The organism is Nonomuraea sp. NPDC003707, assembly GCF_053587055.1.
Genome location: NZ_JBSFNK010000010.1, coordinates 388,446 through 410,997 on the forward strand (window position 1 = coordinate 388,446; position 22,552 = coordinate 410,997).

General features: G+C 69.3%; 20 protein-coding genes and 3 pseudogenes. 12 read left to right on the forward strand and 11 right to left on the reverse strand.

From position 1 onward, the window contains the following. Positions 1 to 30 precede the first annotated feature (30 nt). The 7 genes and pseudogenes from ACWDRB_RS27740 to ACWDRB_RS27770 form a co-directional block, all read right to left on the reverse strand. Entirely contained in the window at positions 31 to 2,445 is a 2,415-nt protein-coding gene (locus tag ACWDRB_RS27740; protein ID WP_449898338.1) for a S8 family peptidase, read from the reverse strand. 62 nt (positions 2,446 to 2,507) lie between these two features. Beyond that, a complete protein-coding gene (locus tag ACWDRB_RS27745) occupies positions 2,508 to 4,118 on the reverse strand; it encodes a phospholipase A2 (protein ID WP_449898340.1) in 1,611 nt (536 codons plus the stop codon). Between the two features lie 588 nt (positions 4,119 to 4,706). Next, on the reverse strand, positions 4,707 to 4,997 hold the full coding sequence (locus ACWDRB_RS27750; RefSeq protein WP_449898342.1) for a hypothetical protein: 291 nt from the start codon (positions 4,995 to 4,997) through the stop codon (positions 4,707 to 4,709). Between the two features lie 14 nt (positions 4,998 to 5,011). Next, positions 5,012 to 5,068 carry a hypothetical protein gene (locus ACWDRB_RS27755; RefSeq protein WP_449898383.1) on the reverse strand — a complete coding sequence of 19 codons (57 nt, stop codon included), beginning with the start codon at positions 5,066 to 5,068 and terminating at the stop codon, positions 5,012 to 5,014. Beyond that, positions 5,059 to 5,205 carry a hypothetical protein gene (locus ACWDRB_RS27760; protein ID WP_449898345.1) on the reverse strand — a complete coding sequence of 49 codons (147 nt, stop codon included), beginning with the start codon at positions 5,203 to 5,205 and terminating at the stop codon, positions 5,059 to 5,061. Before ACWDRB_RS27760 ends, ACWDRB_RS27755 begins: the two co-directional genes overlap by 10 nt. A gap of 46 nt (positions 5,206 to 5,251) precedes the next feature. Then, a complete protein-coding gene (locus ACWDRB_RS27765) occupies positions 5,252 to 5,584 on the reverse strand; it encodes a hypothetical protein (RefSeq protein ID WP_449898389.1) in 333 nt (110 codons plus the stop codon). After that, positions 5,563 to 5,922 (reverse strand): annotated as a pseudogene (locus tag ACWDRB_RS27770) (helix-turn-helix domain-containing protein); the annotation flags it as partial. The pseudogene ACWDRB_RS27770 and the gene ACWDRB_RS27765, both read right to left, overlap by 22 nt. A gap of 754 nt (positions 5,923 to 6,676) precedes the next feature. On the opposite strand from ACWDRB_RS27770, the gene ACWDRB_RS27775 reads away from it, so the two are divergent. The 6 genes from ACWDRB_RS27775 (at position 6,677) to ACWDRB_RS27800 (ending at position 11,903) form a co-directional block, all read left to right on the forward strand. Beyond that, a complete protein-coding gene (locus ACWDRB_RS27775; protein WP_449898348.1) occupies positions 6,677 to 7,120 on the forward strand; it encodes a LysR family transcriptional regulator in 444 nt (147 codons plus the stop codon). Beyond that, a complete protein-coding gene (locus ACWDRB_RS27780; RefSeq protein WP_449898385.1) occupies positions 7,121 to 7,636 on the forward strand; it encodes a LysR substrate-binding domain-containing protein in 516 nt (171 codons plus the stop codon). A 408-nt stretch (positions 7,637 to 8,044) separates the two neighbouring features. After that, positions 8,045 to 8,578, forward strand: a complete 534-nt coding sequence (locus tag ACWDRB_RS27785; protein WP_449898350.1) for a hypothetical protein — start codon at positions 8,045 to 8,047, stop codon at positions 8,576 to 8,578. A 42-nt stretch (positions 8,579 to 8,620) separates the two neighbouring features. Next, positions 8,621 to 9,637: a hypothetical protein gene (locus ACWDRB_RS27790; protein WP_449898352.1), complete on the forward strand. Its 1,017-nt coding sequence runs from the start codon at positions 8,621 to 8,623 to the stop codon at positions 9,635 to 9,637. A 10-nt stretch (positions 9,638 to 9,647) separates the two neighbouring features. Further along, positions 9,648 to 10,982, forward strand: a complete 1,335-nt coding sequence (locus tag ACWDRB_RS27795) for a Dyp-type peroxidase (RefSeq protein WP_449898354.1) — start codon at positions 9,648 to 9,650, stop codon at positions 10,980 to 10,982. A 51-nt stretch (positions 10,983 to 11,033) separates the two neighbouring features. Continuing rightward, positions 11,034 to 11,903: a bile acid:sodium symporter gene (locus ACWDRB_RS27800; RefSeq protein ID WP_449898356.1), complete on the forward strand. Its 870-nt coding sequence runs from the start codon at positions 11,034 to 11,036 to the stop codon at positions 11,901 to 11,903. Here the strand turns inward: ACWDRB_RS27800 and ACWDRB_RS27805 are convergent. The 3 genes from ACWDRB_RS27805 to ACWDRB_RS27815 all read right to left on the reverse strand — a co-directional run bounded on the left by ACWDRB_RS27805 (position 11,872) and on the right by ACWDRB_RS27815 (position 14,151). After that, positions 11,872 to 12,198 (reverse strand): DUF6245 family protein, encoded by a 327-nt coding sequence (locus ACWDRB_RS27805; RefSeq protein ID WP_449898358.1) that lies wholly within the window; start codon positions 12,196 to 12,198, stop codon positions 11,872 to 11,874. The genes ACWDRB_RS27800 and ACWDRB_RS27805 overlap by 32 nt on opposite strands. Positions 12,199 to 12,355: 157 nt before the next feature. After that, complete coding sequence (locus tag ACWDRB_RS27810) at positions 12,356 to 12,985, reverse strand: response regulator transcription factor (RefSeq protein ID WP_449898360.1); 630 nt, start codon at positions 12,983 to 12,985, stop codon at positions 12,356 to 12,358. Further along, positions 12,982 to 14,151 (reverse strand): sensor histidine kinase, encoded by a 1,170-nt coding sequence (locus ACWDRB_RS27815; RefSeq protein WP_449898362.1) that lies wholly within the window; start codon positions 14,149 to 14,151, stop codon positions 12,982 to 12,984. Before ACWDRB_RS27815 ends, ACWDRB_RS27810 begins: the two co-directional genes overlap by 4 nt. A gap of 148 nt (positions 14,152 to 14,299) precedes the next feature. Between ACWDRB_RS27815 and ACWDRB_RS27820 the strand changes: the two genes are divergently transcribed. The 5 genes from ACWDRB_RS27820 to ACWDRB_RS27840 all read left to right on the forward strand — a co-directional run bounded on the left by ACWDRB_RS27820 (position 14,300) and on the right by ACWDRB_RS27840 (position 21,422). After that, positions 14,300 to 15,361 carry an FtsX-like permease family protein gene (locus ACWDRB_RS27820; RefSeq protein ID WP_449898364.1) on the forward strand — a complete coding sequence of 354 codons (1,062 nt, stop codon included), beginning with the start codon at positions 14,300 to 14,302 and terminating at the stop codon, positions 15,359 to 15,361. After that, positions 15,358 to 16,026 (forward strand): ABC transporter ATP-binding protein, encoded by a 669-nt coding sequence (locus tag ACWDRB_RS27825; RefSeq protein WP_449898366.1) that lies wholly within the window; start codon positions 15,358 to 15,360, stop codon positions 16,024 to 16,026. Before ACWDRB_RS27820 ends, ACWDRB_RS27825 begins: the two co-directional genes overlap by 4 nt. Before the next feature lie 185 nt (positions 16,027 to 16,211). Continuing rightward, positions 16,212 to 17,294, forward strand: coding sequence for a hypothetical protein (locus ACWDRB_RS27830; RefSeq protein WP_449898368.1), 1,083 nt, complete (start codon positions 16,212 to 16,214; stop codon positions 17,292 to 17,294). 16 nt (positions 17,295 to 17,310) lie between these two features. After that, on the forward strand, positions 17,311 to 20,238 hold the full coding sequence (locus tag ACWDRB_RS27835) for a DEAD/DEAH box helicase (RefSeq protein WP_449898370.1): 2,928 nt from the start codon (positions 17,311 to 17,313) through the stop codon (positions 20,236 to 20,238). Then, a complete protein-coding gene (locus ACWDRB_RS27840) occupies positions 20,235 to 21,422 on the forward strand; it encodes a hypothetical protein (protein ID WP_449898391.1) in 1,188 nt (395 codons plus the stop codon). The genes ACWDRB_RS27835 and ACWDRB_RS27840 overlap by 4 nt, the downstream gene beginning before the upstream one ends. A gap of 303 nt (positions 21,423 to 21,725) precedes the next feature. On the opposite strand, the pseudogene ACWDRB_RS27845 reads toward ACWDRB_RS27840, so the two are convergent. Continuing rightward, positions 21,726 to 22,493: pseudogene (locus ACWDRB_RS27845) on the reverse strand (ISL3 family transposase); the annotation flags it as partial. On the opposite strand from ACWDRB_RS27845, the pseudogene ACWDRB_RS27850 reads away from it, so the two are divergent. Further along, positions 22,443 to 22,552, forward strand: a pseudogene (locus ACWDRB_RS27850) (hypothetical protein); the annotation flags it as partial. The pseudogenes ACWDRB_RS27845 and ACWDRB_RS27850 sit on opposite strands and share 51 nt — an antisense overlap.

A 22,552-nucleotide genomic window follows, 5' to 3' on the forward strand; every position in this document is an offset into this window, starting at 1 on the left:
GCCGCCCCGGCAGTGGGGACTCCCGAACGGTCACCTCGTTCCGAAGTACGCGTACGCGCCAACCGAGACCGTCACCTGCGAGGTGCCTTCATTCTTCAGCACGACCGTGCCGTCCGGCCGCAGCGCGGCCGTGGCGGAGCCGATGGTGTCCTTGCCGCCGCCGTAGGCCACGACCCGGACCCCGCTCGTGCTCCCGGCCGGTATGACCGCGACGGCGCCGTCCGCGCTCCCCCGCGCGGCGACGGTGAGTCCGAGCGCCGACACCCCGGACGAGGGGATCCCGCCCGTGCCCGCGGGCGTCAGCGTGCGCGTGCCTCCCGGCGCGATCGTCACCTCCCCGGCCAGCGGCGCCGGGTTGATCGCCCTGATGGTCGCTCCGCGTTGTGTGGAGGTGTAGTAGCCGGACACGTCGACGGACAGCTCCACCGGTTGCCCGCCCAGATTGTGGATGTTGACCTTCCCGCCGGTGCCGGGTTTCACGATGGTGAAGAACTGGGCCGACGTGTTGGCTGGATAGTCGATGTTGGCCTCGGCGGGGAAGACGTCGCCGGCGGCGTACGCCCGGATGGTGCCGGTCCCGGTGCTCCTCAGCGTGGCCGTGAGGGCGACCGCGTCCACGCCGGTCGTGGGGATGGCGCCGGCGCCGCCGGTCGCCAGCTCGTAGTTGCCCCACGACGGTACGACGACCTTGCTCGCGATCCTGGCCGGCGCGAGCGGCATGTACGTGGCGCCGATCGTGGCCGCCGCGTGGTCGAGGGTGTAGCCGTGGACGTCGAGGTAGACCTGGACGGCCTGGTTGCTCCGGTTGACCACCTTGATCTTCCCGTCGGCGCCCACCTTCGCGATGATCATGGTGGAGGCGGTCCGCGTGGTGTCGTAGAAGACGGCGTCGCCCTGCGGCTCCGCCTCACCCGACGGGTAGACCGCCACCGAGCCGGTGTTGAACCAGGCACCCTTGGCGCTGACGTTGAGCGCGACGGCGGCGATCCCTTGCGCGGGCAGCCCTGACTTGCCGGCGACCGGGACCGTCATGGTGGAGTTCGCGGTGATCTGGACGTTGTCGGCGATGCGTGCCCGGGCGTAGAAGAGCTGGTGCGGGCCCGGCCGCAGCGTCGGGCCGAGAGCGGCGTCGTCGAGCTGCACCCGCGGCGTCGTCGCCCCCTGGTAGGCGATGCTCTTGCCGGTGCTCTCCAGCGCCGACTCCAGCTCACCCACCGGCTGGCCGGGGAACGCCTGGCGCATGACCGCGAAGGCCCCGGCGACGTGCGGGGCGGCCATGGAGGTGCCGCTCATGGAGGCCCACCGGTCGCCGGGCACCGAGGAGACGATGCCGGTGCCGGGAGCGAACAGGTCCAGCAGCGTGCCGCGATTGCTGAAGCCGGACACCGCATCCTCGTCGGTGACACTGCCGACGGCGACGGCCGAGGAGACGCAGGCGGGGGCGCTGACCGCGTCGGTGTAGCCGTTGTTGCCGGCCGCGATCACCGTGGCGACCCCGGCCGCCAGCAGCTTGTCGATGGCGAGCTTGCGCGGATCGCTGTCGCAGGGGGCGGTGTAGTAGCCGCCGCCCAGGCTGAGGTTCGCTGCGGCCACGGGTATCCCGGAGTCCTTCAGCTCCAGGACCTTCTCCAGCCCGGCGAGCTGGGCGCTGGTGAAGCTCAGGACGCACGGCGCGGCGCCGAGCCCGCAGTAGTCCTCGGAGTCGACCTTGCTGAAGACCTGGACGGCGACGAGGTCGGCCGACGGGGCGACCCCGCTGCCGCCGTCGCCCTCCACGCCTTCACCGTCGCCCGCGACGATACCGGCCACGTGGGTCCCGTGCGCGCAGTCCAGTTGCCCGCCCGCGCACGGGCCACTCTCGGAGTCGGCCGAGCCCGGCCCCTCCTGCCGGTCGGTGCCGTCCGGGCACAGGCTGGTCGCCGCGTAGTCCTCGTCGATCGGGGAGAAGCACGCCTCGTCGACGACGCGGCCGCCCAGGAAGGGATGGTTGACCGCCACGCCCGTGTCGAGCACGGCGACCACGCTGCCCTCGCCGGTCAAACCGGCGGCCCGGGTGCGGTCGCCGCCGATGAGCGGGACACTCTGCGCCAGCACGGGTGGCACCGGCCGGTCCTCGGACACGCTGACCACGCCCGGCTGGCCGGCCAGCCGCTCCAGCGCCGCCTGGTCGGCGCGCAGCGTGACCACCGGTAATCGAGACAGTTTCTGGAGCACCTGTCCGGCGCTTGCCGCCGCCGCGAGATCGGACGTGGCCTTGGTCACCACGTTCACCCTGACGCGGCCTCCGCCGGCGAGCTTCCGCGCGAGGCCCGGCTCCACCCGCGGGTCCGCCGACGACGCGGCGGAGACACCGGCGGTGACCGCCAGGGAGGAGAAGATGACCGCCAGGGAGGAGAGCAGGACCGCCGCCACGGCGGCGATACGGCGAATCGGGGATCGGTTCATCACAATCTCCGCTCATAAGCTCCGCGGACGCCGCCGTGGCGACGTCCGCGGAATTCACATGGTCAGGGCCTGGTCGCGTTGGCGCCGTTCTTGGGGTTGCCCTTGCGCACACCCTGGCGGTAGGTCCACGCGATGGACTTGCACAGGCCGCGCTTGTACCAGGCGTAGGCGTTGCACGTCCAGTCGCGCAGGGTCGTGTAGAAGAGCACGTCCACGTCGTTCTTACGGCTCCGGTCGAGGTGGTACGGGTAGTACGAGCTCTTCCAGGTGTTTCCGATCAGCCCGTAGCCGTAGTCGTGCATCATGCAGGCCGCGCGGAAGTTGAAGCCCGACGGAGCGTCCGGCGAGCTGTCGCAGATGTCCTTTCTGAAGTAGATGCCCACGACCCAGCGGCGGCTCGGAAGCTGCCGCCAGGCCGGCTTCTGCCAGCCGTAGTGTGCGGCGTAGGCGGCGCAGCCGCTGCGGCTGTAGTACATCCAGTGCACGGCGGCCCAGCAGTAGGAGGGGTAGGCCGTCGGCCCGGAGACCTCGCCTCCGGGCGTGCCCGTCGGCGGGGTGACCTCCATGGCCGGCGGCTCGGAGACGTCCGGCGGCCTGGTACCGTCGGCCGCCGTGGCGCTGGGCAGCGCGGAGTCTCCGCTGTAGGCCAGTGTCCACTCGCCGTTGAGGTGCGAGTCGACGGCCGTCAGGCGTCCGGCCCCGTCGTAGGCGTAGGTCGCCGGCTCGTTGCCGCTCTCGCGCGGGTCGCTCATGCTCCGCAGCAGGCCGGAGGCGTCGTAGCCGTACGCGGCCACGGTCTCGGGCGTTCCCGAGCCGGTTGTCTGCTTGATCTGCTTGAGCCGTCCCGCGTAATCGCCGGAGGTCGAGCCGGTGGCCGTGGTGGAGGTGGCGTAGGTGAAGGACAGCGCGCTCTGCGGGTCCTCACCCGCGGCGGGTTCCGTGACGGTGGAGACGCGGCCTTGCGGGTCGTAGGTCACCGTGGAGTTCCCGAAGGCGGTCGTGCCGACGCCGGTCACCCTCCAGGTGTCGCCCTGGGAGACTCCCACCTGTTCCCAGGTGTAGGTCTGGTTGAGGTCGGCCGCGCCGATCGGGTTGCCGGCGTCGTCGGTGAACCCGGTGTCGTCCGCTTCCGGCGTTCCGAAGTCGGTCGCGACCGTCTCGCTGATCGTGGTGCGCATCGCGCCCGCCGTCGAGTCCCAGCGGGTCGTCTGGGTGAGTTTCGAGCCGTCGTCGGCCTGGTAACGTTCCACCCCGCCGCCGCCCGGGAAGGTGGCGCCGCTCTTGAACGCGTAGCGGACGGACTGCCCGGAGTCGAGGTCGGTGACGAGGACGGCGCCACTCTGGGTCTCCAGTTTGCGGCCGGTCATCCCGCCGAGGAACTCGGCCTGCCAGCCCGGCCCGAACACCGACAGGTCGACGCGGGAGGCGGGGACCGCCTTCGGCTGGGCCAGTGCGCCGTCCACGGCGGCCACGCCGTGCTTGCGGCCGATCGCGCCCGACGCGGCGTCAATCTCGCTGATCTCGAAGGTCTTGGCGTCGGCGAAGTACTGGCCCGGCCCGACGGGCTGGTCGCTGTCGGCCGCCGCCGCGGCGACGGCCGACAGCCCGGGGACGACGGCCAACAGCGGGAAAATCACCGTGGTGACCGCCGTGACGATGGTTAATCGCCTCATGATGCTCTCCTTACGTCGCAGCACTGAAACGGTGCTAAAAATCTAAGGAGAGATCAGCGGCCGGTCTTCAACCCCTGGTTAGAGCCGGAAGTCCACCATCCGTGGTAGTCATTTCTACGCCACCCGTTTACTCCGGAGGCGAAATACACTTCCGACCTACCGTCGAACGCCGTACACGAAATTCGCGCTGTTTCGAGCGGATCAGGTCCACGCGAATTCAAGCCAGGTCCCGTGGCCACGTTCGTGATCAGGTTCGGCGCTCTCATGGCGGGGTCGGTGCTGCGGGTGTCGGCGGCGGGGTGGCAGGTTTGGCTGATGTGCACCTTGTAGCCGTTCCACAGCAGTTCGCTGCCCTTGGCCACCCAGCGGGTTGAGGTCGTGGGGCGAGGCCAGCCGGTATCTGCCCGGCGGCGGGCCCTCGCCGCCCGATGCGAGGTCCTGCCGCCGTTTGATCACCTGCCGTCCCCGCCGGCCGGTACGGCGCACATAGTGCTGAATCAGCATGACGCGCAGCGCATCGATGGCCGGCAAATGCCGAAGCCAGGTCGGAGAGAACGGCGCATATACGGCCTCGACCAGCGCATATCATCAGCCCCGCAGACCTGCGCGAGTTCCTCCTGCTTGGCCTTCCCAGCCGGGAACCTCCAGCACCTGCCGCACCCAGCCGGGCGCGGCCACCGCCAGCGCCTCCAACGCGGCCCGCACGCATTCCCCCGCCAGCCCCACCCGGTTCACATCCCGCACCGCGGAGATCACATGGGTGGAGTCGGTGCGCTGCCGGCCACCCGCGGCCGACAACCCCCGCTCCGGCAACGCCGCCAACAGCAGATCCAGCGGCTTGTCCTCCAGCTCATACGCGAACCCGGAAGCGGAACTCACTCAGCACACTGGCATCAAAGCCCCGGGTCATCCAAGCTCAGACCGAGCGCATACTTCCAGGTCAGATCCATGGCGACGGCCTCAGCGGCCTGCCGGTCGGAAGGGTGTCCACCCGCTGCAACACCGTGATCAACACCAGCCGTCCCGGCGACCAGCCCGGCCGGCCCTCCCTACCGAAGGCGCCCGCGAACGCCTCATCGGCGAACACCTCGCCTCATTCATCACGCACCCGCACCGGTAACGGCACCTGCCGCTTACCCCGGTAGATGGCCCGGATCGCCGCAGCAACCTCGGGCGCCGGCTCCGGCTGCATCGACATCGCCGCCTCCATCCACCCAGGCAGCCAGGACGAAGACAATGACGACTGCTGCCACACCGCTCGCGATCAGGACGAACACCATCAGATCATGAACCGGAGCCGCGCCTTGATACGCCTTGTCGGCCAGGGTGATAATGCCGGCCTGATCCAGCGCGCGCAGGATGCCCCAGATGCGGGCGGCGCTCAGGTCATGGGCCTTGCCCGGCGGTGCCCCCGAGGTCACAGGATCGTCCCGTCGGGCGGAGAGGTACCGGCGGTCGGCTTTCACGCGGTCGGTGTGGATCAGCGTGCCGTCCAGGACCAGGTGGTGCAGTCCGTCCCTCTGCGCTTTGCGCAGGGCCTACCGGAGCTTGGGCGAGCGAGCCGACAACAGCATGACCGTCTCTTCCACGTAGCGCCAAGCGGTCGCCGTCGACACTCCGAAACCGGCGCCCAGCTCGTCGAACGTCTCTCCTTTGCGCAGGTAGGCCAGGACCAGCAGGACTTGCTGTCCCGGGTTGAGTAGCCGCCAGGCCGACCCGATCGTCTTGCGGCACCAGCGGATCAGACAGGCCACGCAATTCAGGGTTGAGCGCGACAATCGACGACAGCACGATAAAACAGCATCCGAGGCCCCTGGTTGTGACGGATGGACTGTGGTGATCAACCCGTCTACCAGGAGTTTCTCTACATCGTCAGACGAACGGCAGGCCCGCGATCATGCTGTGATCAGCAAGCCGCCGCCAGGGATGAAAAGGGGGGATCTGAGGGCGCCTGGAGCAGACGAGCACAGATGGAGCGCCATACCTCTAGAACTTCATTCCGCTCAGGGCTCAGCCTCACGTTACTCCAGCTCAGCATCATGATTGCGAGCTGCCCTACGGGATTCGAACACGTGGCCATCGGATTAGGCGGTCGATGCCCCCAGGATCTTGGGCCAACCCCGTCGAGACAAGGGACAAAGAGTTCCGGGCATGTTCCGCAAATAATTGACAATGCGCCACTTTTCGATAAATCAAGCTTTGCCCGCCAACGCTGTCGAACGCAAGGACTAGATCAAGCATCATCTCGACTCGCCTTGACAACACAGGCAGCGGATTTACGAGCACAGCAGCCATCGGATTAGAAGCAAGATCTTTTAGTGTCGCGCCGTGCCGCTGAGTGATGGTTCGTGCCACCTCAGCGCGTTTTGTGCGTCCGGCAGTGCCGGGTTCTGACGGCGTGTGACGGGGCGTACGAGCACGCACCGAGCACGACGGCACCCTACCGGCCCACCATACCCATCGTCGCCTCAGCGGCGCTCGGACTTGCCTGACCGCTAAAGAGCCTTGTCGACCAAGATCGATTCATACACCACGTCCGTGGACGTGACCGTCTCTCTATGAGGCTGAACAACTGGCCCGATCTCGAGGCGCTCGCCCTGCTGGTCACGGTGAGCGAGTTCGGAGGGGTCGGCCGTGCCGCCCGCCAGCTCGGCATCTCCCAGCCTTCGGCGAGCAGCCGCCTGCGGACACTGGAGCGGCGGCTCGGCGTGCCGGTGCTCCAGCGCCTGCCCATCGGCTCGCGGTTGACCCCCGAGGGGCAGATGGTGGTCGACTGGGCGCGCGAGGTGCTCGCCGCAGCCGACGTCCTGATGACCGGTGTCACGGCGATGCGGCGCGAGCGCGGCGCCGCGCTCCCGGTGGCGGCGGGCATGACCATCGCCGAATATCTCGTGCCGGGCTGGCTCATTGCCCTTCGCCCGATCGAGCCGGATGTCACCGTGGGGCTGCAGGTTGTGAACTCGGCCCGGGTCGCCGAGCTCGTGCTCTCCGGCGAGGCCTAGATCGGCTTCGCCGAGGGGCCCTCGCTGCCGGTCGACCTCGCCTCCCGGCTGGTGGGCCGGGACCGCCTGGTAGTCGTGGTCTCGTCCCGGCACCCGTGGGCCCGCCGCCGTACGCCGCTGCGCCCCCGCGAGCTGGCGGCCACGCCTCTGATCGTCCGAGAGCCCGGATCGGGCACGCGGATCACGTTCGAGACGGTGATGGCGCGTTACGGACCGCTCGCCGAGCCGCTCCTGGAACTCGGGCCGAACTCCGCGGTGAAGGTGGCGCTCGCCTCCGGCGCGGGCCCGGCCGTGCTCAGCGAGCTCGCCGTCGGCGACGAACTGGCCGAGGGCAGGCTGGTGGCCGTCGCCCCCGAGGGCGTCGATCTCCAGCGGAAGCTGCGGGCCGTCTGGATCGAGGGGCGGCGGCTGGACGGTCCGGCGCGGTCGCTGCTCACCCTTGCCGCGCGCGGCGCCACCGCTCGTCGTCCGCCGGCATCCTGGCACTCCATGGCAGTCACCGCACGGTGGACGTGATTCCAGTCTCCTTTGGTTCTACGCGTTCGCCGGTCTCGGTTGGCCGTTCGGTGTGCGGGCTCACTGAGCCGACCCGGCCTGATCCAGCTATCCCTCGCCGAGGTCCGCCGCGTCGTGGCCCGCGGCTGTTCCTGCCCGCAACCCGCATGGTCGACCACGTCCTCGCCTGGTCGGACTTCCGACGCCACCAGGCCCGGCGGTGTGTCAGCCGCTACCGCCGACGCGGAGACCCACCACGAACCGATCTACGAATTACGCGGCACCAGGAGGCCGGTCGTGGGCGATGACAGTCGGCGGCGATGGGCGATAGGTAAAAGACGATCACCCGAACCATCAACAAATATGGGGTATTAATGCCACAATCAGGTGGTAGTTATCTTTTTGTTGCTAAATTATGGAGGAATCAGAATGGAAATCAGGCCACAGGCAGTTGTTATCCCCAAGGAGACCGACCAGCTCGAGCAGGGGAAATATGGCCCGGTCTTTCCGAGGACCCCGGCGTGTTACGGGTTCACCATCATCGCGAAAGTAAAGCCCGGCCGGGCCGAGGCGATACGCGAATACGGTCACGCGCTCGCCAAGGCGTTGGACGGCGACCCGTACCTTCTCGCGCCTCTCAAGCTGCACTATCTGCGCTGGGTGCTCTTCGACGGCGACACACGTTTCATGTACCAGGGCATCTTCGACACCGACTTCGACAAGTACACCGAAGATGCCGTCGCGCTGTTCACCAAAGCAGGCGTGAGCACGGCTTTCGAGAACCTGGAAGGATTCCCTGAAGACTGGAAAACCAATCCCGAGGCGTTCATCAGGTTCGTCCGCGAGCACCACTGTCCGAGCTTCATCGAGTACGGGGAATACCCGTACTTCACTGCCGACGAAATCAAGAAGGCTCTGCGGATCAAGAACGCCCTGTCGGAGATGCTCGACCAGCTGCAGTGATATCCGGCGCAGCCGCACACACCCCTGCGGATCGGAGATGGAATGAACGAGTTCAGGACCGCACGCACGTACAACCAGAACCACGTGCCGCGCGAGTACACCGCCGGCCGGCGACGGGTGAGCATCTACGTCGCATGGAGCTATCCGGCCGAGGCCGGTAGGAACCCGGCGGAGCTCGACAACCGGTTCTCCACGATGACCGAGGTCCGGCGCGTGGCCTGGCCCGCCTACGAGGATCCGAAGTGGTCCGACCCGATGCGCTTCCAGCAGGGTATCGCGGGGACGCTGGAGTTGTTCTTCTGGGCGTGGCTGCCGTTCCAGCAGTTCGTCGAGGAGACCACGGGACACCCCGTGCCCGTGTACCAACGCGTCGATCAGGCCGGATTCCACACTCCGCTCGACGAGCGGGTGCTGGCCGACACCGACACCTTGTTCGTGTTCGGGCTGGACCACATGATCACCGGACAGGACGCCGCTCCTGAGGAGATCGAGGCGCTGCAGCAGTTTCTCCGCAGGGAGGGAACCTGCCTGGTTCTGGGGCCGCACCACGACGTCGGGGCGTCGGACGACCTGGAGGTGCGAAACGTCGAGTACCACCATCACGGCGACGCCCTGGTTCCCCGCCAGCAGCGGTTCGGCCGGTACACCCGCTCGTTGATGGAAGGGCTCGGAGTCCCCGTCGAGAACCGCTACGGGCTGCGTCCCGCGGCGCAGGGACCGAACAGGATCGCCCCCCTGTCCATCGCCAGAGACCTGGACACCAAGGGATGGCTGGAAGGGGTGACCACCTTCAACTTCCACCTGCACCTACCGCACTACGCGGTGACGACCGACGAGCCGGACGCCATCCACGTGCTGGGCAGGCAACCGATCGACATGTCCAGGCCGCACCCGTTCACCGAGGCCGGCAACACCGAGTTCAACATGTTCCTGTGGATGCCCCCGCGCGGTGAGCGGGCCGGCGACGTGCTCATGGCGGACTCCACGATCTTCAGCTCGTTGTTCGGCGGCGACGAGAGCCTGCGCAACTTCTGGAGAAACATCGTCTTGGCGAAGTAGGGAGCCATCCGTGACTGAGCGAACGCATGACACGCTCGAACTCGACGACATCCAGCGCGGGGTTCTCAGCCCTCGGCCGACTCCCTACGCGGCGACGTACATCCTCTTCCGCATCGATGACCGTGCGCACGGGCGGGAGCTGATGCGGCGCGCGAGCGCGGTGGTGACCTCGGCCGCTGAAACGACGAGCCCCCTCGGCGAGGCCTGGGTGAGCGTCGCGGTCAGCTACCAGGGCTTGAAAGCCCTGGGCGTGCCCCGGGAATCGCTGGACACCTTCGCCTGGGAGTTCCGGCAGGGGATGGCCGCACGGGCGAAGACGCTGGGCGACACCGGAGAGAGCGCTCCCGAGAACTGGGAGTCCCCGCTGGGCACACCCGACGTCCACGTGGTGCTCACCGCACTCGCGCCTGATCCCACACAGCTGGAGAAGGCCATCGACCATGCCCGCCCGGCGTATCACCGGCTCCCCGGCGTGACCGCGATCTGGCGACAGGACTGCAACGTTCCGCCCGATGAGACCGAACCTTTCGGCTACCGCGACGGCATCAGCCACCCCGCCGTCGAGGGCAGCGGCATCGCCGGGTCGAACCGGCTGGAGGCGCCGCTCAAGGCCGGTGAGTTCGTGCTCGGCTACCGCGACGAGCTGGGCGGCGTCCAGACCCCGCAGCCCGAGGCGCTTGGCCGCAACGGCACATACGTGGCCTTCCGCAAACTCCACCAGCGGGTCGCCATGTTCCGGCGGTACCTGAAGGACAACTCCACCGGCCCCGAGGACGAGGAACTGCTGGCAGCGAAGATCATGGGACGCTGGCGCAGCGGCGCGCCACTGGCGCTCAGCCCGCTGCACGACGACGCGGAGCTCGGCGCCGACCGCGGCCGCAACAACAGCTTCCTCTACGAGCAGGACGATCCGGCGGGATTCACCACTCCCGGCGGCTGCCACATCCGCCGGGGCAACCCCCGCGACGCGTCGGTGGCGGGAGCGCCGAGACTGCACCGCATGATCAGGCGCGGCACCGTGTACGGCCCGCCGCTGCCCGAGGGGGTTCTGGAGGACGACGGGGCCGACCGCGGGCTGATGTTCACCTTCATCGGGGCGCACCTCGGGCGGCAGTTCGAGTTCGTCCAGTCCGAATGGATGAACGATGGCGTCTTCTTCGGCGCGGGGGACGCGAGAGATCCGGTGGTCGGGTCCGGCGACGGTACCGGCGAGTTCACGATCCCGCGGCGGCCTGTGCGGCGGCGCCTGCACTCGCTGCCGCGATTCGTCGTCACGCGTGGCGGCGAGTACTGCTTCATGCCCGGGCTGAGTGCCCTGCGCTGGCTCGGCGATCTCGAAGACTGATCCGCGGCGGCGGACGCCTCCCGGACACGGTCGCCATCGGTGGGTGGTCTCATGGATACGTTGCATCTGCTGTTCAACGCGATCATCGTGGTCTTCATCGTGGCCACCATGTTCACTGCCGGTCTCGGAGCCACGCTGCCGGAACTGCGTGCCGTCCTGGCGAACCCGCTGCTGCTCCTCCTGGCGCTGGCGGCCAACCTGGTCGCTGTCCCGCTGCTCGGCTGGGGCGTCGCGGTACTGTTCGGCCTGCCCGCCGCATCTCTGACAGCGCTGGTCCTGATGGCCTCGTCACCGGGCGGACCGTTTGGGGCGAAACTCGGCATGGTGCAGAAGGGAGACGAGGTCGCGGGCGCGGCGATGCAGGTGCTGCTCGCCGCCGTCGGCAGCATCACCTTCGGCCCGACGGCCAACGGCATCCTCACCGCGGCCCAGGGCGGCGCAAATGTCTCCCTCGACGTGGCCGCACTGATGCGGACCGTGGCCATCCTGCAGCTCGTACCGTTCGCCGTGGGACTGGCACTGCGCCACTACGCGCCGCCCACCGCGCGATCGTGGCACCCCGTCGCCGCCAAGATCGCGAACGTGACATTCCTGATCACATTGACAGGCATGCTCCTGGGCACCTGGCACGACCTCGTCGCGCTGATCGGCTCACGCACCCTGCTCGCGGGGTTCGTCCTGGCCGTCGCCGCGTTCATCGCCGGCACGGTGCTGGCCACCGGATCGCCGTCGCGCCGTACCACCATGGGAAGCGTCACGGCGGTGCGCAACGCGGGGCCGGCGCTGGCCGCCGTCGGCATCTCCTTCGGCAACGACCCGGCCATTCTGGGAGCCCTCGCCGCGGTACTGCTCAGCGGCCTGGCGGCCGCCGTACCGATCGCCGCGCTGCTCAGCCGGGGACGGAGCGGTGGCGCGGTCTGAGCGCGGCCCGGCGGCGTACGCGACCGGACGAATGTGCCCGCCACGCGAGCACCGACAGCAGCCTCACCTGTCGGCCGGTGCGTCCGGCGGTGGCGCGGGGGTGCGCGACGTGCTCCTTGATCTGCTCCACGCTGGGCATCTGACCTGCGGCCACGACACCGAGTAGCCGCTGCAGTCCCTTGGCGTACGCCGCGGCCAGCGGGACAGGCCCGGTGTTCGGATCCTGCGCGATCAACCGCAGCGGCCTCGGCCACCTGCAGGGTCCGCCACTGCAGGAAGCAGGGCCACTCAGCATCCTTGGACAGATCAGAGCGTATCAGCACCGCCACAAGGCCGAACAAGCACCGAACGATCGCAAGTTGTCGTCGGCGATCAGGCTCATCGGAAAGGCCGGCTGGAGGGGCCGGCGCGAACCGCCGCAGGGAATTCCTCCGTTGCAACGACGGAGAAGTTTACGGGGAGCGGATGAAGCCCTTCCTGGTGGCGGTGGCGACGGCGGCGGTGCGGGAGTCGACGCCGAGCTTGGCGTAGATGTGCACGAGATGGGTTTTCACCGTGGTCTCGCTCAGGAACATTCGCTTGCTGATCTGCCGGTTCGACAGGCCGGCGGCGACGTGGCCGAGGACTTCCAGTTCCCGCGCGCTGAGGGTGACCTCGCGGGTGCGCACCCGGCCCAGCAGGCGGGAGGCGACGCTGGGCGCGAGGGCGCTGGCGCCGCTCGCGGCGGAGCGGATGGCGGCGTGCAGGTCGTCCGAGGGAGCGTCTTTGAGCAGATAACCGATGGCGCCGGCGTCGATCGCGGCCACGATGTCGGCGTCGGTGTCGAAGGTGGTGAGCACCAGGACGTGTGGCCCGTTGGGCGCTACGATCTGGCGGGTGGCTTCGCTGCCGTGAATGCCCGGTCCGAGCTGGAGGTCCATCAGGACAACGTCGGGCGCGAGCTCCCGGGCCGCCTCGATGCCCTCCTCGCCGGTGGCGGCCTCGCCGACCAGTTCGAAGTCGGGCTGCCCGGCGAGCATGGCGCGCAGGCCCGAGCGCACCACGGGATGGTCGTCCACCAGGAGGATCCGGATCGGCGTCATGGCTCGAGGGGAAGGGTGGCGGCGACAGCCGTACCCTCTCCGGGTGAGGACTCGACGGTGAGGGTACCGCCCAGGGCGGTCATGCGATCGCGCATGGCGCGCAGGCCGTAGCCCGTTGCGGTGGCGTCGAAGCCTCGGCCGTCGTCGTAGATGTCCAGCACGATCATGTCCTCCAGGTAGGTGAGGGTCACGCTGGCGTGCTCGGCTTCCGAGTGGCGGCTGACGTTGCCCAGCGCGCCCTGGGCGATGCGCAGCAGCGCCAGATCGTATTCGGCGGGCAGCGGCACCGCGGCGCCGGAGACCTCGAAGCGGACCTGTGTGCCGGTGCTGGCGGCGGCCGTGTCGCTGATCCTGCGCAGCGCGGCGGTCAGTGACGCGTGCTGCAGGGCGGGCGGGGCCAGCGCGCGTACGAAGTTACGTGCCTCCTCGAGGTTCTCCTGCGCGGCCCGCTCGGCCTCGGTGATGTGCCGTTCAGCGTCGTACGGAAGGTCGAAGAGGTCGCGGCGGGCGGCGCGTAGCAGCAGGATGATGCTGGACATACCCTGGGCGAGGGTGTCATGGATCTCCCTGGCGAGGCGTTCCCGCTCGGCCAGGCGGGCTGACTCGCCCTCCATCCGCAGCAGCCTGCTCCTGGTGTTGACGAGGTCGTCGATGAGCAGGCGACGCTGCTCGCTCTCCGAGTAGAGCGCTTTGTAGACCAGCGCCATCAGCGTGGCCACTACCGCGCCGATCGTGGGCCCGATCACCTGCGGTGAGGTGGCGGCTCCGGCGTGCCAGCCGGTCGCGGCGATGGCGGCGGCGGTGAGGAGCACGACGCCCGGCAGCGCGACGCGCAGGGGCAGCAGGTGAAGGCAGGCGAAGAACAGCGGGAAGGCGAGCCAGGTGAACTGCGGCGAGCCCACCACGAGTACAGCCCAGCCCACCGTCACGACGGCCAGCCAGACGCGCCCCAGCATGAGGTGGACGGGGCCGCCGAAGTGGGGCAACCGGCCCTCGATGAGGATCCCCACGGCGTAGAGCACGCCGAGCAGGACACCGCCGATCATCAGCGGCATCCGGCCCTCGCGCCCGACCGCGGCGACCGCGAGCACGAGCAGCACCGCGAAGGTGCCGTGAATGGCCCATCGGAGCAGCCTGAGGGCCGGAGGGAAGGGAAAGTCCATCATTTTCACCCAGGGTAGGCGAGCCATTCCACTGCCCGGGTCGTACAAAAGGTGTATTTGTTGGCGACCGAATGAGGGAAGCCGCGCGGGGGTTCCCTCCAGCAGGCTGGACCGCGTTCGTATCCACAGCTATGCATCGGGGGTTCGCGCCGTGTTCGTGGCGCTCAGAGATCTACGTTTCGCCAAGGGAAGATTCGCCTTGATGGGCGCGGTGGTCCTGCTCATCACGCTCCTGGTGACGATGCTGTCCGGCCTCACCGCCGGGCTGGCACGGGAGAACATCTCCGCGATCATCGGCCTGCCGGCCGACAGGATCGTCTTCTCGGGTGGCGGGAAGCCCGCCTTCTCCGACAGCCGCATCACCGACAGGGTCTGGCGGGAGTGGCGGTCAGTCTCCGCCGTAGAGCGGCTCGGCATCACCATGGGCCGTGTCACGCATGGAGCGCGCGGGAACGCCGCCGCGATCTTCGGCGTCGAGCCGGGCGGTCGACTCGCCGCGGCGGCCGGGCCCGTGGGCAGCGGCGACATCGTGCTTTCCGCCACCCTGGCCGAGGAGAGCTCGCTGGCCGTGGGAGACCGGGTTCAGCTCTTCGGCCGCGACTTCACCATCTCCGGCACCAGCGCCGCGACCTCCTACAGCCACACCCCGGTCGCCTGGATCGGTGTCGACGACTGGCAGCGGATCGGCCGCCAGAGCGAGCCCGACACCGTGGCCACGGTCCTGGCCGTGCGCGGCGGGCAGGACCGGGATCTCGCGGCCGACGACAACCGGCTGGGCACCACGACCGTGCCGCTAGCCGACGCGCCCGCCGCGATCGGCTCGTTCTCCTCGGAGAACGGCTCGCTCCAGCTCATGCGGGGATTCCTGTTCGCGATCTCTGCGCTGGTCATCGGCGCCTTCTTCACGGTGTGGACGATCCAACGGCGCGGGGATGTCGCCGTGCTGAAGGCACTGGGCGCGAGCACCGGCTACCTGCTGCGCGATGCGCTCGCTCAGGCCGTGCTGGTGCTGCTTCTGGGCGCCGGGATCGGCGGCGCGTTCGGCGCGGGCATGGGCGCGCTGGCCGAGGGCACGGTCCCTTTCGTCCTTTCGGCCACCACCACCGTCCTTCCCGTCGCCGTGATGATTCTGCTCGGCGCCGCCGGCGCGGCGCTGGCGATCCGCAAGATCACCTCTGTCGACCCGCTGACCGCGCTGGGAGCGTCCCGATGACCCTGAAGCTCTCCGACGTCGTGCTGACCTACCCCGACGGCGACGGCATGACGACAGCGCTCGACCACGTCGAGCTGGCCGTGGCGCCGGGTGAGTTCACCGCGGTGGTCGGCCCGTCCGGCTCGGGCAAGTCCAGCCTGCTGGCCGTCGCCGCCACCCTGGTCACCCCGGCCTCCGGGAGCGTGACGGTGGCCGGGCAGGAGGTGTCGGGCGCGGGCCAGGAGGCGAGAACCCGCATCAGGCGTGAGCACATCGGCATCGTGTTCCAGCAGTCCAACCTGCTGGCCTCGCTCACCGCGCTCGACCAGCTGCTGGTCATGGCCGACCTGTCCGGCCACTCGACGAGAGGGGCGACCGCCCGGGCCCGCGAGTTGCTGCTGGCCGTGGGCCTGGAGGACAAGCAGGACCGGCGGCCGCACCAGCTGTCCGGTGGTGAGCGACAGCGGGTCAACATCGCCCGCGCGCTGATGAACCGGCCCGAAGTGCTCCTGGTCGACGAGCCCACGAGCGCGCTCGATCACCAGCGCGGCGCCCAGATCGTGTCGCTGCTGGCCGATCTGACCCGACGGGAGGGCCTCGCGACCGTGCTGGTCACGCACGACCTGGCCACGCTGACCATGGTGGACACCGTACTGACGATGACCGACGGCAGGTTGACCAGCTGAGTGGTGTCAGACGCAAGGCAGGCCCCCTCTGACCAGCTTGGTCCGGCACCCGAGCGGGCGTCCACCACATAAGCCGACTTCCTGCGCTCGCAAGCCGGCACCCTACTGACACAAATGGTGCAGCGAGGCGACGTACTTCTGCGGGACAGCCGTCGTCTGGAAGCAGCAGTCGCTACCATCCTCGGGTGGCGCAAGCTCAGCGCAAGCACATCCCCAACGAGATCCGGCGCGCGCTCTTCGACGCGACCGATAGACGATGCACCATATGCCGCAGACCCCTGGACATCGAGGGCGGCACTCACCACATCGGCGAGATGGGTCACATCGCGCCGCACTCCCCGGACGGGCCTCGCCGGGAGGCGGCCAGACCGGCGGAAGTCGATGGCCTCGGCAACCTCATGTTGCTGTGCCCGAGCTGCCATCGGACCATCGACAAAGAGCCGGGCCTGTGGCCGGATGAGCATCTGCGCGCCATCAAGGCCGAGCATGAGGGGTGGGTGGTCGTCGAACGGGCGCGACCGGAGCCCGACAAGCCACTCGACGAAGAGCCGGCGGGCCTCGGCGAGATCGTAGAGATCGGGGACGTCGCGTACCGGGTCACGAGCGATCCCGAGGAGGAGAGGTCCGCGGACGGCACAGCGATCGTGTCCCGGGCGTTCGCATTCGCGCCGGACGGCCGTCACGTCTGGATCCGCAGGATCGCCACCAGATGGCCCGGTTCCGAGGCCCTGGAACGCCGCGTCGCCCTGGCCGACGAGGCCGGCCTGCTCACCGAAGCGCTCCCCGGCCTGCCGCCGCCCGTCGCAGCGTCCATGACCGCGGAGACGGCGATGCTGGTCACCGCGGTTCCCTCGTTCACCACCCTGGCCCACTTCTACGGCGGCCGGGGCCGCGAGGCCGAGGCCGTACGTGTCCTGGCCGCCGGAGCCGCCGGGCTCTGCGAGGGGCTGGCCTCCCTGCATGCCAGAGGCCTCGCCCATGGCGCCCTCCACCCTGATTCGATCATGACCGACCGGGACGGAGCGCTCTTCCTGCGCGACGCCGGCCATGCATTCCTGCATCCCACCGAGCCCGCCGAGGACGTCCGCCGGCTGGCCGAGTTGATCCACGTGACGGTAACCGGGCGCCCACCGGTACCGCTCGTCTCGGCTGCGGTCCTGAACCCCGCCGTCCCGGAGCGCTTCGCCCGCGCCCTCGACCGCGCGCTCTCACCCGACCCGGCCAAGCGCGGCGACATCGCGGAACTCGGCGCGGGGCTGCGCATCTGAGGCGAAGGAGCAGATCGTGGAGAGAAGGGTCGTCGACCTCGGTCCCGAGGTCGGTCTGCTCTGGTCCAAGAACTTTCCCGGCAAGCTGGTCGGACAGCGCGAACGCCATCCGCTCCTACCAGGGCTGGAAGGGATCTGCCACGACCTGTGGGCGGCCGGGCCGCAGAATCTGATCCCCGCTCGCCTGGAACGCGGCCGCGAGGGCCGTGGCGACTTCCTCAAAATCTACGTCGACGGCCGATACGCTCTCATGCTCTTCCCCACCCAGGACTTGCGCGGCTACCGGATCGGCTGGATCCATCCGATGCACTTCAGCGACCACGACCAGATCGTGCGGGGCGGCCTGCTGCTGCGCGCCGGGCAATGGCGGGTCTTCGACCACCCCTACCAGCTGCATTACTCCTCCGGCTGGCCAGCCGTCCAGACCGCCTGGGCCACCGGCGTCACCGCGCCGCCCGATCAAGACCCCACGGTACGGGCCTCCCACACCGCCTATCTCGACCGGCTCGCCACGCTGGTGGATCAGGGGCGGCGGATCGAGGCCTCGGCTGGTGACGCCAGCCGGCTCGTCCCGTACCACCGCGTCACCCCGGTGGCCGCGACCCGCCGCTCCGCACGGTCGGTGCACGCTTTCCAGCTCATCGACGCCAACCGGCTGACCGTCGGCACCCGCGTGCACATCGATGGCGAGCCCGACCTGCGCGGCCGGATCGAGCGGATCGACGAAGGCGTGGCAACGGTACGGTTCGAACGGCCCGTGGACTTCGGCCGCATTCCCGAGAGCGGCGCCTTCGCCGAATCGCCCAACCTGATCGCCTACGACAAGAAGCGCGCGGCCATCGAGACCCTGCGGGAGGGCCGCGCCCGCAACCCGCTGCTGCTGACCGCGCTGGTCGACCACCGCTTCCAGCCCTTCGCCCCCGCGCTTGGGCGCCGTCCCCGCGAGCATCTGGACGCCAGCCAGCTCAACGCCTTCCACAAGGCGCTGGCCGTTCCCGACCTCGCCCTCGTCCAGGGACCACCCGGCACCGGCAAGACGCACACCATCCGCCAGGTCGTCCTGGCCTGCGCCGAGGAGCAGCGCAAGGTCCTCATCTCCTCCTACACCAACCGAGCGGTCGACAACGTGCTCCAGGACCTGCCGGAGGACCTGCTGGTCCTGCGGATCGGCCGGGAGGACGGCGTCACACCGGGCTGCGAGCACCTGATGCTGGAGGCGCGGGCGGTCGAGCTCCAGCGGCGTATCGCCGAGCGGACGGAGCCCGTCCTCGCCCGCTATGGCCCCGCGGCTTCGGATGGCCCGGCGGACGCCCTGTTCCGGCAGCTCACCGAGGATCTGCGGCGTCTGGAGGAGGCCGGTGCGGACGTCCGGCAGAGCGCCGCCGCGCTGGACGAGCGGGAAGATGCCGTGACCGCCGATCTTCGACGGCGGACGAGTGCCCTGGACGACGAGGGGCGCCGCCACGAGGAGCTGCTCGCCGGGCACGTCCAGGCCCTGGAGCGGCTCGACCGCGCGCTGGGCAGGGCGCGGCGGGCCGCCGACCTCCCGCTGGTCGGCCGGTTCTTCCTGCGGCGGCTCACCCGCCTCCAAGGGGAGCGGTCCGCGACGGCCGCCGAGTCCGAGGGCATCCGCCGGACGCTGGCCGCGATCGCGCAGGACCGGGCACGATTGGCGGCCGAGCTCGACCAGGTCCGCGCCTCGCATCCCGACCTCGTGGCCGCCCGCCAGGCTCACGAGCGCGACCTGGCCGGACAACGAGCCTGCGCCGAGCGGGCCGCGCAGGTCGCCACGTCCCTGCGCGGACTGCTCGACGGCGAGACGCCCGAGATCAGCCCGGATCCGGCGAGGCTGGCCGCGTTCCTGCCCGCCGCGAGCTCGGCACTCGGGCTGATGCGCAGGCGGCTCGATCTCCTGACGTCCTGGCGCGGACAACTCGAGCGGCGCACCGAGCAGCTGTACGGCGAGCTCGTCAGATACGCGGACGTGATCGGCGCAACCTGCATCGGCACCGCGACGAGCGAGCATCTCGACAACGTCGACTTCGACGTGGCCATCGTCGACGAAGCCGGCCAGATCAGCACGGCCGACCTGCTCGTCCCACTGGTCCGGGCACGCAGGGCGGTCCTCGTCGGCGACCACGTCCAGCTGCCGCCGCTGCCGGATCAGCGGCTGGTCGCCTGGGCCGCGGCGGAGCACCCCGGCGATTCCGGGCTGGCCCGGCTCATCACTGACAGCGCCTTCGAGTTGCTGTTCCCCTCGACGCCCCCGGAGAACAAGGAGCTGCTGCGCTTCCAGCGCCGGATGCCCGAGAGCCTTGCCCGCTTCATCTCCCGCCACTTCTACGGCGGTCTCCTGGAGACCGACGTAAGACGGGTCCACCACGACAACCTGTTCGCCGCTCCCGTGGCGTTCGTCGACACCGCGGAGCTCCCGGAGCGCGCGCGGCGCGATCGCAAACCCCGCGCGGACGAGCCCTGGCCCAAGGACAGCCGGCTGAACGAGTGCGAGGCCAGGCTGCTGGCGCTCCTGGCGGCCCATTACCACGCGCAGTCCAATGACTGGGCGGTCATTCTCCCTTACGCGGCTCAGATCGGTTTGGTCACCTCCCTGCTCGCCCGGCGCATCGGCGACGAGAGCGTCGTCGCCCGCCGGGTGGCGACCGTCGACTCGTTCCAGGGCGGCCAGCACGACACGATCCTCTTCGGGTTCACGGTCAGCAACCCGTACCGCAACGTCGGCTTCCTCCGCGAGGTACGCCGCTCCAACGTGGCCTTCTCCCGGGCCAAGCATCGGCTGATCCTCGTCGGTGATCTCACCACGCTCCTCAACGCCACCGACCCCGGCTTCCGCGACCTGGCGAAAGCGCTGCACGACCACGTGCGAACCGCAGGGGACCTGCGCGGCTACCGCGAGATCATGCGACGCCTCGAGGAGAGCCCATGAGCAGCACGTCGGCCGACACGATCCTGTACGCCCAGACCCGGGCCCTGGAACACGCCGCCGACCTGCCCGGCATCCGGCCCGTACGGATCCACGCGCTCGCCTTCCCCCTACACGCCGCGGAGCTTTCGGCGATCATCGAGGAACGCGGCCCGTTCGACCTCCTCGACCGGTACGTCGGCCTCGCCATCGCCGAGGGCGGGTTCACCCGCCTCCAGGACATTGCCGTGTTCTTGGGCGTCTCCGAGCACATGGTCGACCGGGTGCTGCGCTTCCTGGGCGGCATCGGCCACCTGGAGGGCAGCGCCGACGCCCTCTCCCTCACCGAGCGCGGCCTGCGGTCGGTCCGCGACGACCGCCGCTACACCGAGAAGCAGGAGCGGCTGCGCCTGTACTTCGACGGCGTGCGATGCGAGCCACTGCGTACCGCCCACTACACCCGCGGCGTCCGGATCCTCGACCGGGACGCCGCATACGCCCAGCGAACCTTCCGCCTCCTCCCCGAGGCGCGCGGCTTCCGTCCGGGCGCCGTCGGGGAGCTTGCCCGGCGTCCCGACCGGGGCGAGTACGACCTGCCGGACGAGCTGCTCAACCTCGAGGTACTGGAGGTGGGCCGGGCATTCCTGCCCTGCTACGCCGTCAGGGCGCACGACGGCCAGCGGCTCACGACGCTCGTCTACTCCGGCGTCGCCGAGCTGCGGGACCACCATCTGGAGGAGATCCTCAACTCCTGGCCGACGGCCACGCACGTGATGGAGAGCACCGACTCCGAGCAGCCGCGCGACCATTTCGCGGAGTGGATGCGCGAACGAGGGATCGCCCCGCAGGCACTCACCTGGGTCGACCACTACAGCTTCCGACTGGTCCTGCCGCCTTCCCGCTACTTGGGCCGCACGGGCGGGACGCGGGAGAAGGGCACCTTCTCCCTGATGATGCTCGGCTCGTACGTGGCTCCGCACAGCCACGTCCTCCAACTGTGGTGCGACGACGTCCCTACTCGGACCAAGGCTGTCCTCAACCGGGCCCTGGCCTACGCCACGGCGACCCGCCGCACCGTGCCAGACATGACGGCATTCCTCGAACGCGTCTGCCGCCAGCTCGAACCGGACGCCCACGTCACCGTCGATGACCTGCAAAGGCACGCCCGCGAGGCCGGATACGGCACTCTCGACCTCGACGAAGGATGAAGATCCGTCCGTGTCTCTCAGGTATGTCCTTCTCCACTGCCGTCCTGCGGGATGTCGAAAATCATCGTCCGCCTCTGCGCCCGATCCGGCACGCCCTCGCCAGCCATCGGCCGACTGTCTTGAGCAATTCTTCCTAGATTCCGGACAGCAGGTACGGGCGGTCTGCTGGCTCGTGTGGTTGCGCAGCGTCACCAGAGGCGTTGGTTGACGGGGTTGCAAAAACCGTACGCGCAGCGGGGCTTCGAGCTTGATGACTCGGCTGGTCCCCTCGCTCTTGGCGTTGGTGATCCCGGCGGGAAGGAACGCCTCGATCTCGTTCTGCCAGGCCTCGACGGTCGCGGCGAGCGTCACGAGCTCGGGCAGGTAGGCGTGGTCGGCGCACCAGGCGTAGAAGGCGTGCAGACGGTGGCTGATCTGCGAGCGGGCAGGGTGGGTGCGGGCCAGGGCGAGCAGATCGCGCAGTTTCTCCTTGGCGTGCCAGCCGGCCAGGATGTGCCGCCCGTAGGTGCCGATCCTGGTCAGATCCCGTTCCAGGACGGTGCGCTGCTGATCGGTGAGCTCTTCGGCGGCCGAGCGCAGCAGCCTGCGATGATCGTATTCGGGATCGCCCTCGCGGCCCCGGCATCCGCGCATCTTCCAGGTCAGCCACCTGCGCAGCTCGGCGAGCTTGGCATTGGCCAGCTGCACCACGTGGAAATGATCGACGACGATCCTCGCGCGTGGCAGCGCAGCGCGGATCGCCGAACGGAATATGGCACACATGTCGATGGCCACATGAGTGATGGCGCCACGCCAGGTGGCGGGCTGGGCCGTCAGCCAGGCGGCCACCACGGTCGAGACGCGGCCCCCAACCTGGCCCAGCAGCCCCTGGCGGCCGGTCAGGTCGGTGAAGCCGACATGGCACCGGTCGACGACCTGCCGATATTTCCGGTGTCGGGATTCTGCTCCCAGCGAGGCCTGCCACGGCGGATCTTGCCACCCATCCGCCTCCACGATCTCCGCCACGGCGCCGCCTCGCTGATGCCGGCCGCCGGGGTAGAGATGAAGGTCGTGCAGGAGACGCTGGGGCACACCTCCAGCTCCTTCACCGCCGACACCTACACCTCGGTCTTCCCCGAGGTGGCGATGGC